Annotated in this window: 14 protein-coding genes; 5 read left to right on the top strand and 9 right to left on the bottom strand. The window is 70.8% G+C overall.

All coding sequences use genetic code 11. The annotated features are described in order from the left end of the window. Window positions 1-104: 104 nt before the first annotated feature. Complete coding sequence (locus ABD355_RS32510; protein ID WP_344404457.1) at window positions 105-848, top strand: SigE family RNA polymerase sigma factor; 744 nt, start codon at window positions 105-107, stop codon at window positions 846-848. 182 nt (window positions 849-1,030) lie between these two features. Here ABD355_RS32510 and ABD355_RS32505 read toward each other — a convergent pair whose 3' ends face one another. Then, a complete protein-coding gene (locus tag ABD355_RS32505; protein WP_344404455.1) occupies window positions 1,031-1,666 on the bottom strand; it encodes a uridine kinase family protein in 636 nt (211 codons plus the stop codon). A gap of 126 nt (window positions 1,667-1,792) precedes the next feature. Between ABD355_RS32505 and ABD355_RS32500 the strand changes: the two genes are divergently transcribed. Beyond that, window positions 1,793-2,194 carry a hypothetical protein gene (locus tag ABD355_RS32500; RefSeq protein WP_344404454.1) on the top strand — a complete coding sequence of 134 codons (402 nt, stop codon included), beginning with the start codon at window positions 1,793-1,795 and terminating at the stop codon, window positions 2,192-2,194. A gap of 68 nt (window positions 2,195-2,262) precedes the next feature. On the opposite strand, the gene ABD355_RS32495 is transcribed toward ABD355_RS32500, so the two are convergent. The 5 genes from ABD355_RS32495 to deoC all read right to left on the bottom strand — a co-directional run bounded on the left by ABD355_RS32495 (window position 2,263) and on the right by deoC (window position 6,202). Next, window positions 2,263-2,514 carry a type II toxin-antitoxin system RelE family toxin gene (locus ABD355_RS32495; protein WP_344404453.1) on the bottom strand — a complete coding sequence of 84 codons (252 nt, stop codon included), beginning with the start codon at window positions 2,512-2,514 and terminating at the stop codon, window positions 2,263-2,265. Next, on the bottom strand, window positions 2,515-2,763 hold the full coding sequence (locus ABD355_RS32490) for a type II toxin-antitoxin system Phd/YefM family antitoxin (RefSeq protein ID WP_208782558.1): 249 nt from the start codon (window positions 2,761-2,763) through the stop codon (window positions 2,515-2,517). It abuts the gene before it with no gap. Window positions 2,764-2,890: 127 nt separating this feature from the next. After that, on the bottom strand, window positions 2,891-3,805 hold the full coding sequence (locus ABD355_RS32485) for an aldehyde dehydrogenase family protein (RefSeq protein WP_344404452.1): 915 nt from the start codon (window positions 3,803-3,805) through the stop codon (window positions 2,891-2,893). Continuing rightward, window positions 3,798-5,234: an aldehyde dehydrogenase family protein gene (locus ABD355_RS32480; protein ID WP_344404451.1), complete on the bottom strand. Its 1,437-nt coding sequence runs from the start codon at window positions 5,232-5,234 to the stop codon at window positions 3,798-3,800. The genes ABD355_RS32485 and ABD355_RS32480 overlap by 8 nt, the downstream gene beginning before the upstream one ends. A gap of 5 nt (window positions 5,235-5,239) precedes the next feature. Next, window positions 5,240-6,202, bottom strand: a complete 963-nt coding sequence (deoC, locus tag ABD355_RS32475) for a deoxyribose-phosphate aldolase (protein ID WP_344404695.1) — start codon at window positions 6,200-6,202, stop codon at window positions 5,240-5,242. A gap of 113 nt (window positions 6,203-6,315) precedes the next feature. Between deoC and ABD355_RS32470 the strand changes: the two genes are divergently transcribed. Next, entirely contained in the window at window positions 6,316-7,005 is a 690-nt protein-coding gene (locus ABD355_RS32470) for a PH domain-containing protein (protein WP_344404450.1), read from the top strand. A gap of 1,226 nt (window positions 7,006-8,231) precedes the next feature. Here ABD355_RS32470 and ABD355_RS32465 read toward each other — a convergent pair. The 3 genes from ABD355_RS32465 to ABD355_RS32455 all read right to left on the bottom strand — a co-directional run bounded on the left by ABD355_RS32465 (window position 8,232) and on the right by ABD355_RS32455 (window position 11,388). Next, a complete protein-coding gene (locus tag ABD355_RS32465) occupies window positions 8,232-9,872 on the bottom strand; it encodes a phospho-sugar mutase (protein ID WP_344404448.1) in 1,641 nt (546 codons plus the stop codon). Window positions 9,873-9,980: 108 nt separating this feature from the next. Continuing rightward, the gene (locus ABD355_RS32460; RefSeq protein WP_344404447.1) at window positions 9,981-10,805 is read right to left on the bottom strand and encodes a purine-nucleoside phosphorylase; all 825 of its coding nucleotides are present in this window, start codon (window positions 10,803-10,805) and stop codon (window positions 9,981-9,983) included. A gap of 145 nt (window positions 10,806-10,950) precedes the next feature. Then, window positions 10,951-11,388, bottom strand: coding sequence for a gamma-glutamylcyclotransferase family protein (locus ABD355_RS32455; RefSeq protein WP_344404446.1), 438 nt, complete (start codon window positions 11,386-11,388; stop codon window positions 10,951-10,953). A gap of 106 nt (window positions 11,389-11,494) precedes the next feature. On the opposite strand from ABD355_RS32455, the gene ABD355_RS32450 reads away from it, so the two are divergent. Next, on the top strand, window positions 11,495-12,943 hold the full coding sequence (locus ABD355_RS32450; protein ID WP_115906258.1) for an NAD(P)H-quinone dehydrogenase: 1,449 nt from the start codon (window positions 11,495-11,497) through the stop codon (window positions 12,941-12,943). A 166-nt stretch (window positions 12,944-13,109) separates the two neighbouring features. Next, the gene (locus tag ABD355_RS32445) at window positions 13,110-14,060 is read left to right on the top strand and encodes a DeoR/GlpR family DNA-binding transcription regulator (RefSeq protein ID WP_344404444.1); all 951 of its coding nucleotides are present in this window, start codon (window positions 13,110-13,112) and stop codon (window positions 14,058-14,060) included. The last annotated feature ends 98 nt before the right edge of the window (window positions 14,061-14,158 follow it).

Below are 14,158 nucleotides of genomic sequence, written 5' to 3'. Positions count from 1 at the left end.
CATGAAGGTGCGAGGGCAAGCTTCTCGGCACAGGCAAACAAGCACCGCAGAGATCCACCGCCTGAGCAAGCCGAACACCGGAAGTCCACGACGGGGGGCGCGAGATGAACATGCTGCACAGCACCAGCACCAGCGCAGTGGTCACGCGCCTGCACGACGTGAACGGGGGCCGGGGTTCCGAGAAGTCCGGTGCCGTGAGCGGGCGGGGGTGCGCTCGCGGCGCCGGGCGTCAGCACACCGCGTACATGACGGTGGTTGACACCTTCACGGGGGAAACGCACGGGGGAAGCGCGTACAGGGAGGACACGGGGGAGCGCCGTTCGCTGTCGGAGGCGGAGTTCACCGCCTACGTCCAGGAGCGCCGCGCCTCCCTGTACGCCACCGCCTACCACCTGACCGGTGACCGCTTCGAGGCCGAGGACCTGCTGCAGAGCGCGCTGTTCTCGACGTACAAGGCCTGGGACCGGATCAGCGACAAGGCCGCGGTCGGGGGCTACCTCCGCCGCACCATGACGAACCTGCACATCAGCGCGTGGCGCCGCCGCAAGCTGAACGAGTACCCGACCGAGGAGCTGCCGGAGACGCCCGGCGACACGGACGCGATGCGCGGCACGGAGCTGCGCGCGGTCCTGTGGCAGGCGCTCGCCCGCCTCCCCGAACTCCAGCGCACCATGCTGGTCCTGCGCTACTACGAGGGCCGCACGGACCCGGAGATCGCGGAGATCCTCGACATCAGTGTCGGCACGGTGAAGTCCAGCATCTGGCGGTCGCTCCGCCGGCTGCGCGAGGACGAGGTCCTCAGCTTCGGCCGTGACGAGGAGGACGCCTTCGGGGAGCTCGTCGCCTGAGGGTCGGGGGGAAGCAAGTAACGGGGGAAGCACGGGGGAGCGGTAACCGGGGGGACCCACGGGGGACAACGGGGGTGCATGGGGGAAGCACACGGGGGGAACGGGGGAGAGCGGGACTGGAGGGCCGGGGGGTCCGTCCAGTCCCGCTTTTTGTTGTGCGCTCCCGCTGGTTGTGGGTGCGGTCAGGATGTGGGCGTGGCCGCGGGGCGCCGGCCCACCGCGGCCGCGGCCAGCCGGCCCAGGGCCTCGTCCCGGTCGCAGGCGTGGGCGCCGAGGGCGGTCTGGCGGGCGATGATCGAGCGTTCCTGGCGCATCAGGCGCCAGCCGCGGCGCAGCAGGAACGGCACCGACTTGCGGCCCTCCTTGAGATCGCGCAGGAAGCGGCGGCGGAAGGTGCGGACCGCGCCGCGGTTCAGACACAGGGCGTCGGCCAGCAGCCCCAACTCCCGGCAGCGCTCGACGATCTCGGCCGCGAAGATGCCCTCCGCGATGAACAGCGGGGTCCGTCCTATGTCGACGGTCTCCTCACCGGTGCGGGCCGATAGGGAGATGTCGTAAACGGGAACCTTCGTACGGCCGGTGCGGCACAGCTCCGCGATCGCGGCGACGGCGGTGTCCGTGTCCCAGGAGTCCGGGTGGTCCCAGTCGATGTCGGAGCTTCCCGCCACCAGCGGCAGCGTCGGGTCCTCGCCCTCCTTGTAGAAGTCGTCGAGGCGCAGCACGGGCAGGCCGGAGCGGGCGGCGACAAGGGACTTGCCCGAGCCCGAGGGGCCGCAGAGCAGCACGACGCGGGCGGAGGAGGGGAGATGGATGCTCACGGGACACCAGTTTGACGTATTCCGTACGCCCTGCCGACCCCGCGGGTCGGCTTTGGTGTGCGCATCACATCTCAACTACCCTTCGTGTCGACCTGATTACTCAGCGAATCCAAGGTGACTACTGCAATGGCACGACACGCTTCCCCCTCCAAGCCGCACGCCCGGCGCGTCCTGATCGCCCTCGCCACCGTCTCGGCGGCACTCGGCGCGAGCGCGGCGACGGCCTCCGCGGACTCCACGGCCGCCGTGAAGGTGCCGTTGTCGCCGGCGACCGCGGCGAACGCGCTCAGCAAGATCGACGCGCAGAAGACCCTGCAGGGGCCGACCGGCCAGGTGCGGTCGGTCACCGGCTCCGTCCCGGGCCTGAAGCGCAGCGCTCTCCCCGCCAACACCGTCGACCCGACGAGCAACCACATCGCCGGTCCGCTCTCCGGTCTGGCCGCTCTGAGCCAGGAGAGCCCGGTCGGCACGGTTCCGGCGGCGCTGGAGACGGCCGCCATGCTGCTGGGAGGGCCTCGCCTGGTCTGAACCCGGCCCACGCATGAAAGAGAGCCGCGTCTTCCCCGGACGGGGAGGGCGCGGCTCTCGGTCTCTGATCAGGTGGTTCGGCCGAGGTGGGTCACCAGGATGTGGATCACGTCGTTGTCGATGACGTACAGCACTCGGTAGTCCCCGACGTGCAGGCGTCGGAGGTCGGGTGATCCGTAGGGAATGGAGCCCGACGGGCGAGGCTGAGTGGCCAAGGCGTCCACGGCCGCGTAAACAGCGGACAGTCCGGCAGGATCCTCCTTGAGGAACCGCACGGCCGCGCTCGTGGCGCGAGGCTCCCAGCTGATCTCGTAGGCCACTTACCGCAGCCCCAGCATCCGGCCGACTTCCTCATGCGGGATGCCCGGTTCGAGCGTTCCCTCTGCCTTGCGCCGCTGGTAGTCCGCGAATACAAGGGCGTCTTCGAGATCCTCTATCACTTGCGGCGATACGAGGAGAGCGGCCACGTGCCCGTGGTCGGTGAGGGCGATGGTCTCGCGCCCGTGAGCGGCGCGGCGGACCAGGTCGCCGAGCTGGGAACGCGCTGCGCTGATGGCGATCTCTACCATGCGCTCATGGTGGCACAAGATTACTCTAGTGTGCAATTCATGTGACCATACGCCTGCATGGTGCGCCCCGACGAAAGAGCCGCGCCTCCCCCGGACGGAGGGGAAGCGCGGCTCGGTCGAGGAGGGCTCAGTAGGCCGAACCGGACGCGCCCAGCGACCCCGTCGGGTGCCAGACCGTCTTCGTCTCCAGGAACGCCGTCATGCGGTCGATACCCGGAGTCGCCGACCAGTCGACTTCGTCCACAGGCTGTGGACGGAGAACCCGCTTCAGGTTGTCCGCCGCGGCGATCTCCAGCTCCTTCGCCAGTACGTCGTCGGCGCCGGCCAGGTCGATCGCGTTGACGTCCTGGTGGGCGGCCAGCGGCGTTGCGATCTCCGCCGTACGGCCGGAGAGGACGTTGACGACGCCGCCGGGCAGGTCGGAGGTGGCCAGGACCTCGCCCAGGGACAGCGCGGGAAGCGGGGACTTCTCGCTCGCGATCACGATCGCCGTGTTGCCGGTCGCGATCACCGGGGCGATCACCGAGACCAGGCCGAGGAACGACGACTCCTGGGGAGCCAGGACCGCGACGACGCCCGTCGGCTCGGGCGAGGACAGGTTGAAGTACGGGCCCGCGACCGGGTTTCCGCCGCCCACGATCTGGGCGATCTTGTCGGTCCAGCCCGCGTACCAGACCCAGCGGTCGATGGCCGCGTCGACGACCGCAGCCGCCTTCGACTTCGAGAGGCCTTCGGAGTCGGCCACTTCGCGGACGAACTGATCCCTGCGGCCCTCCAGCATCTCGGCGATGCGGTAGAGGATCTGACCGCGGTTGTACGCCGTCGCGCCCGACCAGCCGCCGAACGCCTTGCGGGCGGCGACCACCGCGTCACGGGCGTCCTTGCGGGACGAAAGGGGCACGTTCGCCAGCCAGTTGCCCTTTTTGTCCGTCACCTCGTACACCCGGCCGCTCTCGGAACGCGGGAACTTCCCGCCGACGTACAGCTTGTAGGTCTTGAAGACCGACAGGCGCTGCTCGGTCTTCTCGTTCTTCTCAGACATCGAGGTACGCCTCCAGGCCGTGGCGGCCGCCCTCGCGGCCGAAGCCCGACTCCTTGTAGCCGCCGAACGGCGAGGTCGGGTCGAACTTGTTGAACGTGTTGGACCAGACGACGCCCGCACGGAGCTTGTTCGCGACGGCGAGGATCCGCGAACCCTTCTCCGTCCAGATGCCCGCCGACAGGCCGTACGGGGTGTTGTTGGCCTTGGCGACCGCCTCGTCCGGGGTGCGGAAGGTGAGGACGGACAGCACCGGGCCGAAGATCTCGTCGCGGGCGATCCGGTGCGCCTGGGTGACGTTGGTGAAGAGCGTCGGGGCGAACCAGTAGCCGGAGGACGGGATCTCGCAGGCCGGGGACCAGCGCTCGGCGCCCTCCGCCTCGCCCTGCTCGACGAGGGTGGTGATGCGGGAGAGCTGTTCCTCGGAGTTGATCGCGCCGATGTCCGTGTTCTTGTCGAGCGGGTCGCCGAGGCGGAGGGTGGCCAGGCGGCGCTTGAGGGACTCCAGCAGCTCGTCCTGGATCGACTCCTGTACGAGGAGCCGGCTGCCCGCGCAGCAGACCTGGCCCTGGTTGAAGAAGATGCCGCCCACGATGCCCTCGACGGCCTGGTCGATGGGGGCGTCGTCGAAGACGATGTTGGCGCCCTTGCCGCCCAGTTCGAGGGTGAGCTTCTTGCGGGAGCCCGCCACCGTGCGGGCGATCTCCTTGCCGACCGCCGTCGAGCCGGTGAACGCGACCTTGTTGACGTCCGGGTGTGCGACGAGCGCGGCGCCCGTGTCGCCGTAGCCCGGAAGGATGTTGACGACGCCCTTGGGAAGGCCGGCCTGGCGGCAGATGTCCGCGAAGAAGAGGGCGGACAGAGGGGTCGTCTCGGCGGGCTTGAGGACGACCGTGTTGCCGGTGGCGAGTGCCGGGGCGATCTTCCACGCCAGCATCAGGAGTGGGAAGTTCCAGGGGATGACCTGGCCGGCCACGCCCAGCGGGCGCGGGGCCGCGCCGAAGCCGGCGTGCTCCAGCTTGTCGGCCCAGCCCGCGTAGTAGAAGAAGTGCGCGGCGACCAGGGGGAGGTCGGCGTCGCGGGTCTCCTTGATCGGCTTGCCGTTGTCCAGCGTCTCCAGGACCGCCAGCTCACGGCTGCGCTCCTGGATGATCCGCGCGATGCGGAACAGGTACTTGGCGCGCTCGGAGCCGGGCAGCGCCGACCACTTCTCGAAGGCCCTGCGGGCGGCCTTCACCGCGCGGTCGACGTCCTCGGAACCGGCCTGGGCGACCTCCGACAGCACCTCCTCGGTGCTCGGGGAGACCGTCTTGAAGACCTTGCCGTCGGCCGCATCCGTGAACTCTCCGTCGATGAACAGGCCGTAGGACGGCGCGATGTCGACGATCGAGCGGGACTCGGGTGCCGGGGCGTATTCGAATGCGGATGCCATGGTGATCAGTCCACCGTCACGTAGTCGGGGCCGGAGTAGCGGCCGGTGGCCAGCTTCTGACGCTGCATCAGCAGATCGTTCAGGAGCGAGGAGGCGCCGAAGCGGAACCAGTGGTTGTCCAGCCAGTCCTCGCCCGCGGTCTCGTTGACCAGGACGAGAAACTTGATGGCGTCCTTGGAGGTGCGGATGCCGCCGGCGGGCTTCACGCCGACCTGTACCCCGGTCTGCGCGCGGAAGTCGCGCACGGCCTCCAGCATCAGCAGGGTGTTGGCGGGGGTGGCGTTGACCGCGACCTTGCCCGTGGACGTCTTGATGAAGTCCGCGCCCGCCAGCATGCCGAGCCAGCTCGCGCGGCGGATGTTGTCGTACGTCGACAGCTCGCCCGTCTCGAAGATGACCTTGAGGCGGGCGTCCGCCCCGCAGGCCTCCTTCACGGCGACGATCTCGTCGTACACCTTCATGTAGTGGCCCGCGAGGAACGCCCCGCGGTCGATGACCATGTCGATCTCGTCGGCGCCCGCGGCGACGGCCTCGCGGACGTCGGCCAGCTTCACGGCGATCGGCGCGCGGCCCGCCGGGAAGGCGGTGGCGACCGAGGCGACCTTCACGGAGGAGCCGGCGACGGCCTCCTTCGCGGCGGGCACCATGTCGGGATAGACGCAGACGGCCGCGGTCGCGGGGGTCGTACGGTCCGTGGGGTCGGGGTGGACGGCCTTGGCGCCGAGCGCCCGGACCTTGCCCGGGGTGTCCGCGCCTTCCAGCGTCGTCAGATCGACCATCGAGATGGCGAGGTCGATGGCGTACGCCTTCGCGGTCGTCTTGATGGAACGGGTGCCGAGCGAGGCGGCGCGCGCCTCCAGACCGACCGCGTCGACGCCGGGCAGCCCGTGAAGGAAGCGGCGCAGCGTGCTGTCGGACGCGGTGACGTCTTCGAGTGCGTGGGCTGCGTTGGGTGCAGTGGTGGGCATGGTCACCAGACGAGCATATCTACGCGCGTAGCGGCTGTACACCCCCGGCTGCTCATCAAGTGCGCACGCACCACGTACGAGCATCGTCCGGGCCGTCGGGCAGAATCGGCGGTATGACGACCCCGGACCACGAGTCACCAGCACCGCAGCCCCCGGCCCCTCAGTACAAGGACCGCGCCTACCGGTCGTCCGGGGGTCTCGCCGGCGGCGTCCTGCTGCTTGCCATCGCGGGCTGGCTGGGCATCGACGCGATCGTCTCCGGGCACGGCCGCACCCCATGGCTGGCGCTCGCCACGCTGATCCTCGTCGTGCCGCTGATCCTGGCCTTCACGCTGCGCCCCGCCGTCCACGCCAACGCGGAGCGGCTGCGCATCCGCAACCCCTTCCGCATCGTCGTGGTGCCCTGGAGCGAGGTCGCCCTGCTGCGGTCCGGCTACTCCAACGAGGTCGTCGTGAAGTCGGGGAGCAAGTACCAGCTGTGGGCCGTCCCCGTCTCGCTGCGCGCCCGGAAGAGGGCGGCGCGCCAGGAGGCCAGGGCCACGGCGGGCGCGAGCGGCCGGGGCCGGCGGGGCCGTCTGGGCGGTGTCTTCGGACCCGGCGGACTTCCGGACGGCACCTCCGTCCCCGCGGGGCCCGTCCGCGCCGAGAGCGACAAGATCATGGACGACCTGCGCGAACTGCTCGAAGCCCATGAGAAGACGGACACGGCGCAGGGCGAGGTGACGGTGCGCTGGGCATACGAGATCGCGGGTCCCGCGCTGGCCGGCGCGCTGCTGCTGGCGATCCTGGCGGCTACGGGCTGACCGGGGCTGAGCCGCCTGGGGCACCGGCACCGCTCGGGCTGCTGGGCACTGGCCCGACGGGGTTGGGTCCTGCCCCGGGCCGCCGGGGCCGGCGGTCGGGCACGGCGTCCTGCCTTTTGGGGCGCTTGGCTCTGCTCGGGCGCTTGGCCTTGCTTGGGCCGGTGGGCATTGGCTCCGCCCGGGCTGTTGGGTCCTGCGGTCGGCCACGGCGTCCTGCCTTTTGGGGCGCTTGGCTCTGCTCGGGCGCTTGGCCTTGCCTGGGCCGGTGGGCATTGGCTCCGCCTGGGCTGTTGGTCCTGCCGGGGCTGTTGGGTGTGGGCCGTCAGGGCCGTTGGGTCCTGCGTTCTGGGCGCTTGGCCTTGCTTGGGCCGGTGGGCATTGGTTCCGCCTGGGCTGTTGGTCCTGCCGGGGCTGTTGGGTGTGGGCCGTCAGGGCCGTTGGGTCCTGCGTTCTGGGGCGCTTGGCCTTGCTTGGGCCGGTGGGCATTGGTTCCGCCCGGGTTGTTTGGGCCTGCCGGGGCTGTTGGGTGTGGGCCGTCAGGGCCGTTGGGTCCTGCGTTCTGGGGCGCTTGGCCTTACGTGGGCCGGTGGGCATTGGTTCCGCCCGGGTTGTTTGGTCCTGCCGGGGCTGTTGGGTGTGGGCCGTCAGGGCCGTTGGGTCCTGCGTTCTGGGCGCTTGGCCTTGCTTGGGCCGGTGGGCATTGGTTCCGCCCGGGCTGTTGGGCCTGCCCGGGCTGCTGGGTGTGGGCCGTCAGGGCCGTTGGGTCCTGCGTTCTGGGGCGCTTGGCCTTGCCTGGGCCGGTGGGCATTGGCTCCGCCCGGGCTGTTGGGCCTGCCCGGGCCGCTGGGTCCCGGCCGTCAGGGCAGTTGCGTCCGGACTGCTGGGGGCCGCTGGCCGGCCACTGCGTCCCGGTGCCCGGACCGCCTGGCCCCGCCCGGGTCGCTGGCGGGCCTCGGCGTTCTGTCGCCCCGCCGCCTGGCTGGGCCCAGCCCCTGCCCGCCCAGGCCCCTGGCCTCGCCAGCACCTCCGGCCTCGCCAGCACCTCCGGCCTCGCCGGGACCTCTGGCCTCGCCAGACCTCCGGCCCCGCCCGAACCCCCCCGGGCGATGACAGGCCTCGGCAGTGGTCTCCGGGCTACCGCCTGGCGGTCAAACCCCTCGAAGGGCCGCCCCGGGGCGATGGGCGAGGGCGGCCCTTCGAGGTGGGGCGGGTTCGAGTGGTGCTGCTCAGATGCCGGCCGCCGCCGACAGGTCCCGCTTGATTGCCGCGAGGAGGTCGTTCGCGGTGGCGTGGGCCGCCGGGAGGTCGGCGTGTGTGGGGGCGGGAACCACGACCTCCAGGTAGCACTTCAGCTTGGGCTCCGTGCCGCTGGGGCGGACGATGACGCGGGCGCCGTCGAGCGTGTACCGCAGCCCGTCGGTGGGCGGCAGCTTCTCGGTGCCCCGGGTGAGGTCCTCGGCCCTGGTGATGGCGAGGCCCGCGAGCTCGCTCGGCGGCTGCTCCCGCAGCCGCTGCATGGCGCGCGCGATGACCGACAGGTCCTCCACCCGGACCGAGAGCTGGTCGGTGGCGTGCAGCCCGTGCTCCACGGCGAGGTCGTCGAGGAGGTCCGGCAGGGTCCGCCCCTCCTCCTTGAGCTCGGAGGCCAGCTCGGTGATCAGCAGCGCGGCGGTGATGCCGTCCTTGTCGCGCACCCCGTCCGGGTCCACGCAGTAGCCGAGGGCCTCCTCGTAGCCGTAGCGGAGCCCCTCGACGCGGGCGATCCACTTGAAGCCGGTGAGGGTCTCCTCGTACGGCAGACCCGCCTTCTCGGCGATACGGCCGAGCAGGGAGGAGGAGACGATCGACTCGGCGAAGGTGCCCCGGGCGCCGCGCCTGACCAGGTGGGCGGCGAGCAGCGCGCCCACTTCGTCGCCGCGCAGCATCCGCCAGGCCCCTTTTTCCTGGTCGGCCTTGACTGCCACGGCGCAGCGGTCGGCGTCGGGGTCGTTGGCGATGATCAGGTCGGGGTCGGTCGTGCGGGCCTGCGCGAAGGCGAGGTCCATGGCGCCCGGCTCTTCCGGGTTGGGGAAGGCGACGGTCGGGAAGTCCGGGTCCGGCTCGGCCTGTTCGGCGACCAGGACGGGCTCGGGGAAACCGGCCCGGGCGAACGCGGCGAGCAGGACGTCCTTGCCGACGCCGTGCATCGCGGTGTAGACGGTGCGGGCGGTGCGCGGGGAACCGGCGGCGAGCACCGCCTCCGCACGCGCCAGATAGGAGTTCAGGACGCTGTCGTCGAGAATCTCCCAGCCGGCTTCCGGACGCGGCACGTCGTCCAGGGAGACGATCGCGTCGATCTCGGCGGCGATCTCCGCGTCGGCCGGCGGCACGATCTGCGAACCGTCCCCCAGGTAGACCTTGTAGCCGTTGTCCCGGGGCGGATTGTGGCTGGCGGTGACCTCCACGCCCGCGACCGCACCGAGGTGCCTTATCGCGTAGGCGAGCACGGGCGTGGGCAGCGGGCGGGGGAGCACCGCGGCCCGGAAGCCCGCGCCCGTCATCACGGCCGCCGTGTCGCGCGCGAAGTCAGCGGACTTGTGCCGGGCGTCGTAGCCGATGACGACGAGCCCGCCGCGCTCCCCCTTGGCGTTGAGATACGCGGCCAGACCGGCCGCGGCACGGATGACGACGGCCCGGTTCATCCGCATCGGCCCGGCACCCAGCTCACCGCGCAGACCCGCGGTGCCGAACTGGAGGGTGCCGCTGAAGCGCTCTTCGAGCTCCGCGACGTCACCGGCCTCGATGAGCTTGGCGAGCTCGTCGCGGGTCTCCGGGTCGGGGTCCTCGCCGAGCCACGCGTTGGCGCGGGTCAGTAGTTCGTCGTGCACGTCCGGGTCAGCCTCTCGTTGTCTCGTGGTGCGGGTCCCTGGGGGCTGCGCCCCCAGTCCCCCCTTCGGCCCGAAGGGCCTCGTCCTCAAAAGCCGGACGGGCTGACATCACAGCCGGCCGAGCACCTGGGCCAGCAGCGACCCCATCCGCGTCGCGCTGTCCCGGCCCGCCTGCAGAACCTCCTCGTGGTTCAACGGCTCACCCGTCATCCCCGCGGCAAGGTTCGTCACCAGGGAGATACCCAGAACCTCCGCACCCGCCTCACGCGCCGCGATGGCCTCCAGCACGGTCGACATGCCCACCAGGTCTGCCCCGATCACCCGGGCCATCCGGATCTCGGCCGGCGTCTCGTAGTGCGGGCCGGGGAACTGGGCGTAGACGCCCTCCTCCAGGCTCGGGTCGATCTCCTTGCACAGGGCGCGCAGCCGCGGCGAGTACAGGTCGGTCAGGTCGACGAAGTTCGCGCCGACGATCGGCGACGTCGCCGTCAGGTTGATGTGGTCGCTGATCAGCACCGGCTGTCCCGGCCGCATGCCCTCGCGCAGCCCGCCGCAGCCGTTGGTCAGCACCACGGTCTTGCAGCCGGCGGCGACGGCGGTACGGACGCCGTGCGCGACGGCGGCGACCCCGCGGCCCTCGTAGTAGTGCGTGCGGCCCAGGAAGACCAGGGCCCGCTTCTCACCGATCTTGTACGAGCGGATCTTGCCGCCGTGCCCCTCCACCGCCGGCGGCGGGAAACCGGGCAGGTCGGTGACGAGGAGCTCGGCGTCGGGGGCGCCGAGGGCGTCCACGGCCGGTGCCCAGCCGGAGCCCATCACGAGGGCGACGTCGTGGGTCTCGGCGCCGGTCAGTGCGCGCAGGCGCGCGGCGGCGGCGTCGGCGGCGGCGTGCGGGTCGCCCTGGATGTCGTCCGGAAGAAGAGATGCGTTCACGCGTCGAGAGTAGCCGCTCAACGCCTACGCGCGTAGATGGCAGAGCTCACGGGATGGCGATCGTTGTCTTGTCGTTTCCAACGAACCGGGTGACACAACGGGACCTTTGCGGCCCCAGTGGTCCGACTGTGAACCAGCCGCGCCCTCAGCAGGGGCGCTTCCGCAGCTCCATCACATAGTCGTGCGGCGCTCCCGCGGACTCGGCGGCATCGGCGATCTCGCCCAGATAGCGCGCCGAGGGCAGACCGCCCTCGTACCCGTCGAGGACGTACGTCCACGCAGGCTCCTCGCCGTCCAGCGTGTGTACCCGCACCCGCATCCGGCGGTACACGTTCAGGCCGACGCCCTCCCAGCGGTCCATGGACTCCTCGTCCAGCGGCGCGATGTCGTACAGCGCGACGAAGACCTGTGAGAACGGGTCCTCGACGATCGTCGCCAGGGCGCCCTCCCAGCCCATGTGCTCGCCCCCGAACGTCAGCCGCCAGCCGTTCAGCCAGCCCGTGGCGCGCATCGGCGAGTGCGGGGCGCGGCGGGTCATCAGCCGCGCGTCGAGGTTGCCGGCGTACGCGGCGTAGAGCGACATGGATCGAGAGTACGGCAGCCGACCCACGGGCCCCTGACGTATCAGCGGCCCCTTGCCAACCCATTGCCCCGCCCCCGGGCAGTAGCACCTTGAACGGTGCGGGACAATGGGGTACGTGACTCGGATCGTGATCATCGGTGGCGGACCCGGCGGATACGAGGCGGCCCTGGTGGCCGCCCAGCTCGGCGCGGAGGTGACCGTCGTCGACTGCGACGGTCTGGGCGGGGCGTCGGTGCTGACCGACTGCGTACCGTCGAAGACCCTTATCGCTACGGCCGAGGTGATGACCACCTTCGACTCGTCGTACGAGGAACTCGGCATCATCGTCGCCGACGACACCCCGCCGCTGGAGCAGGCGGCCCGGGTGGTCGGCGTGGACCTCGGCAAGGTCAACCGCCGTGTGAAGCGGCTCGCCCTCGCCCAGTCGCACGACATCACCGCCTCCGTCACCCGCGCCGGCGCCCGGGTCATGCGCGGCCGCGGACGCCTGGAGGGCATGCAGGCCCTCGACGGCTCCCGCAAGGTGATCGTCTCCGCCGCCGACGGCACCGAGGAGACCCTCACGGCCGACGCCGTGCTCATCGCGACCGGCGGCCACCCGCGCGAGGTGCCCGACGCCCAGCCCGACGGCGAGCGCATCCTGAACTGGACGCAGGTGTACGACCTGAACGAGCTCCCCGAGGAGCTCATCGTGGTCGGTTCCGGTGTCACCGGTGCCGAGTTCGCCGGCGCCTACCAGGCCCTCGGCTCCAAGGTCACCCTCGTCTCCTCCCGGGACCGCGTGCTGCCCGGCGAGGACCCGGACGCCGCCGCCGTCCTCGAGGACGTCTTCCGCCGCCGCGGCATGAACGTCATGGCCCGTTCCCGCGCCGCCGCCGCCAAGCGGGTCGGCGACCGCGTCGAGGTCACCCTCTCCGACGGCCGGGTCATCACCGGCAGCCACTGCCTGATGGCGGTCGGCGCCATCCCCAACAGCGAGGGCATGGGCCTGGAGGAGGCCGGCGTCAAGCTGCGCGAGTCCGGGCACATCTGGACCGACAAGGTCTCGCGGACGACCGCTCCCGGTGTGTACGCCGCCGGTGACGTGACGGGCGTCTTCGCCCTCGCCTCGGTGGCCGCCATGCAGGGACGCATCGCCATGTACCACTTCCTCGGCGACGCGGTGGCCCCCCTGAACCTGAAGACCGTCTCGTCCAACGTCTTCACCGACCCGGAGATCGCCACCGTCGGCTACACCCAGGCCGACGTCGACGCGGGCAAGATCGACGCACGGGTGGTCAAACTCCCGCTCCTGCGCAACCCGCGCGCCAAGATGCAGGGCATCCGCGACGGCTTCGTGAAGCTTTTCTGCCGTCCGGGCACGGGCATCGTGGTCGGCGGTGTGGTCGTGTCCCCGCGCGCCTCGGAACTGATCCATCCGATCTCGATCGCCGTCGACAACAATCTGACGGTCGAACAGATCGCGAACGCGTTCACCGTGTATCCCTCCCTTTCGGGGTCGATCGCGGAGGTCGCCCGGCAGCTCCACACCCGCAAGACCGGCGGCGAGGTCTGACGGCCGAAACCGACTCCTCGCTGGTCACAGGGAGTTGTCGAGCATGCGTACGGCATAGGCGGGGCGGGTAGGCCCTATACCACTTCCCGCCCTCCTGTGCGAACAACTTCTGCTATTCGGCGCAAACAGCTGAAACCAGACGGTCGTTGGGGTTACTGTCAGTTTCGTGTTCGCTGCAGAACGTCGCCAATTGATCCTCGAAATGGTGCGAGCGAACGGGGCCGTGTCGCTCCGTGAGCTCGCCCGCGTCGTCCAGACCTCCGAAGTGACCGTACGGCGGGACGTGCGCGCACTGGAGGCAGAAGGACTCCTCGACCGCCGGCACGGCGGTGCGGTACTGCCGGGCGGGTTCACGCGGGAGTCCGGCTTTCCGCAGAAGTCACATCTCGCGACCGCCGAGAAGACGGCCATCGCCGACCTCGCCGCCAACTTCGTGGAAGAGGGCGAGGCCGTCGTGGTCGGGGCGGGTACCACCACCCAGGAGCTGGCCCGCCGGCTCGCCCGGATCCCCGGGCTGACTGTCGTCACCAACTCCCTGCTGGTCGCCCAGGCGTTGGCCCATGCCAACCGCGTGGAGGTCGTGATGACCGGCGGCACCCTGCGCGGCTCCAACTACGCCCTCGTGGGCAGCGGCGCCGAGCAGTCACTGCAGGGACTCAGGGTGTCCCGTGCGTTCCTGTCCGGGAGCGGGCTCACCGCCGAGCGCGGGCTGTCCACGTCCAACATGCTGTCGGCGTCCGTGGACCGGGCGCTGGTGCAGGCGGCTGCGGAGGTCGTCGTGCTCGCCGACCACACCAAGCTGGGTACGGACACGATGTTCCAGACCGTGCCCACGGATGTGATCACCCGACTGGTGACCGATGAGCCGCCGGTGCATGACGATCGGGCGGCCACCGAATTGCAGGCGCTCGCCGATCAGGGCGTGCAGATCGCCGTGGCCGGGGCCTCGGGGAATTCGGGCGGTGATTCCGTCCCCCCGCGGCAGGCGCGCCGGGACGTCGCCCTGCCGGGGCCGCGGCGCGGGCAGCCGGCCTCCGGCCTTCGGACGGCGGCGATGCTTGATCCCTCCGGGGGAGAGCGGGAGCGGGCTCGGGTTGCCGATTTGCGGCGGCGTTAGGTTGTTTGCCTATTCGCCGTAGGGGCTCGTGTTGTCGGGCGGGTGCGGGTTGGATGTGGCTTGTCGCGCCCACGCGGCGGAGCCGCACATCGATACAG

Source organism: Streptomyces longisporus (genome assembly GCF_039532765.1).
Classification (GTDB): Bacteria; Actinomycetota; Actinomycetes; order Streptomycetales; family Streptomycetaceae; genus Streptomyces; species Streptomyces longisporus.
Note: the sequence above shows the minus strand (reverse complement) of the source record. Positions and strands in the feature narration are given on the sequence as shown.

Excerpts from the sequence above, each read along its gene's own strand:
- ABD355_RS32450 (WP_115906258.1), top strand. The coding sequence starts at position 11,495 with ATGGGGTACGTGACTCGGATCGTGATCATCGGTGGCGGACCCGGCGGA.
- ABD355_RS32470 (WP_344404450.1), top strand. The coding sequence starts at position 6,316 with ATGACGACCCCGGACCACGAGTCACCAGCACCGCAGCCCCCGGCCCCT.
- ABD355_RS32455 (WP_344404446.1), bottom strand. The coding sequence starts at position 11,388 with ATGTCGCTCTACGCCGCGTACGCCGGCAACCTCGACGCGCGGCTGATG.
- ABD355_RS32510 (WP_344404457.1), top strand. The coding sequence starts at position 105 with ATGAACATGCTGCACAGCACCAGCACCAGCGCAGTGGTCACGCGCCTG.
- deoC (WP_344404695.1), bottom strand. The coding sequence starts at position 6,202 with ATGCCCACCACTGCACCCAACGCAGCCCACGCACTCGAAGACGTCACC.
- ABD355_RS32490 (WP_208782558.1), bottom strand. The coding sequence starts at position 2,763 with ATGGTAGAGATCGCCATCAGCGCAGCGCGTTCCCAGCTCGGCGACCTG.
- ABD355_RS32500 (WP_344404454.1), top strand. The coding sequence starts at position 1,793 with ATGGCACGACACGCTTCCCCCTCCAAGCCGCACGCCCGGCGCGTCCTG.
- ABD355_RS32480 (WP_344404451.1), bottom strand. The coding sequence starts at position 5,234 with ATGGCATCCGCATTCGAATACGCCCCGGCACCCGAGTCCCGCTCGATC.
- ABD355_RS32485 (WP_344404452.1), bottom strand. The coding sequence starts at position 3,805 with ATGTCTGAGAAGAACGAGAAGACCGAGCAGCGCCTGTCGGTCTTCAAG.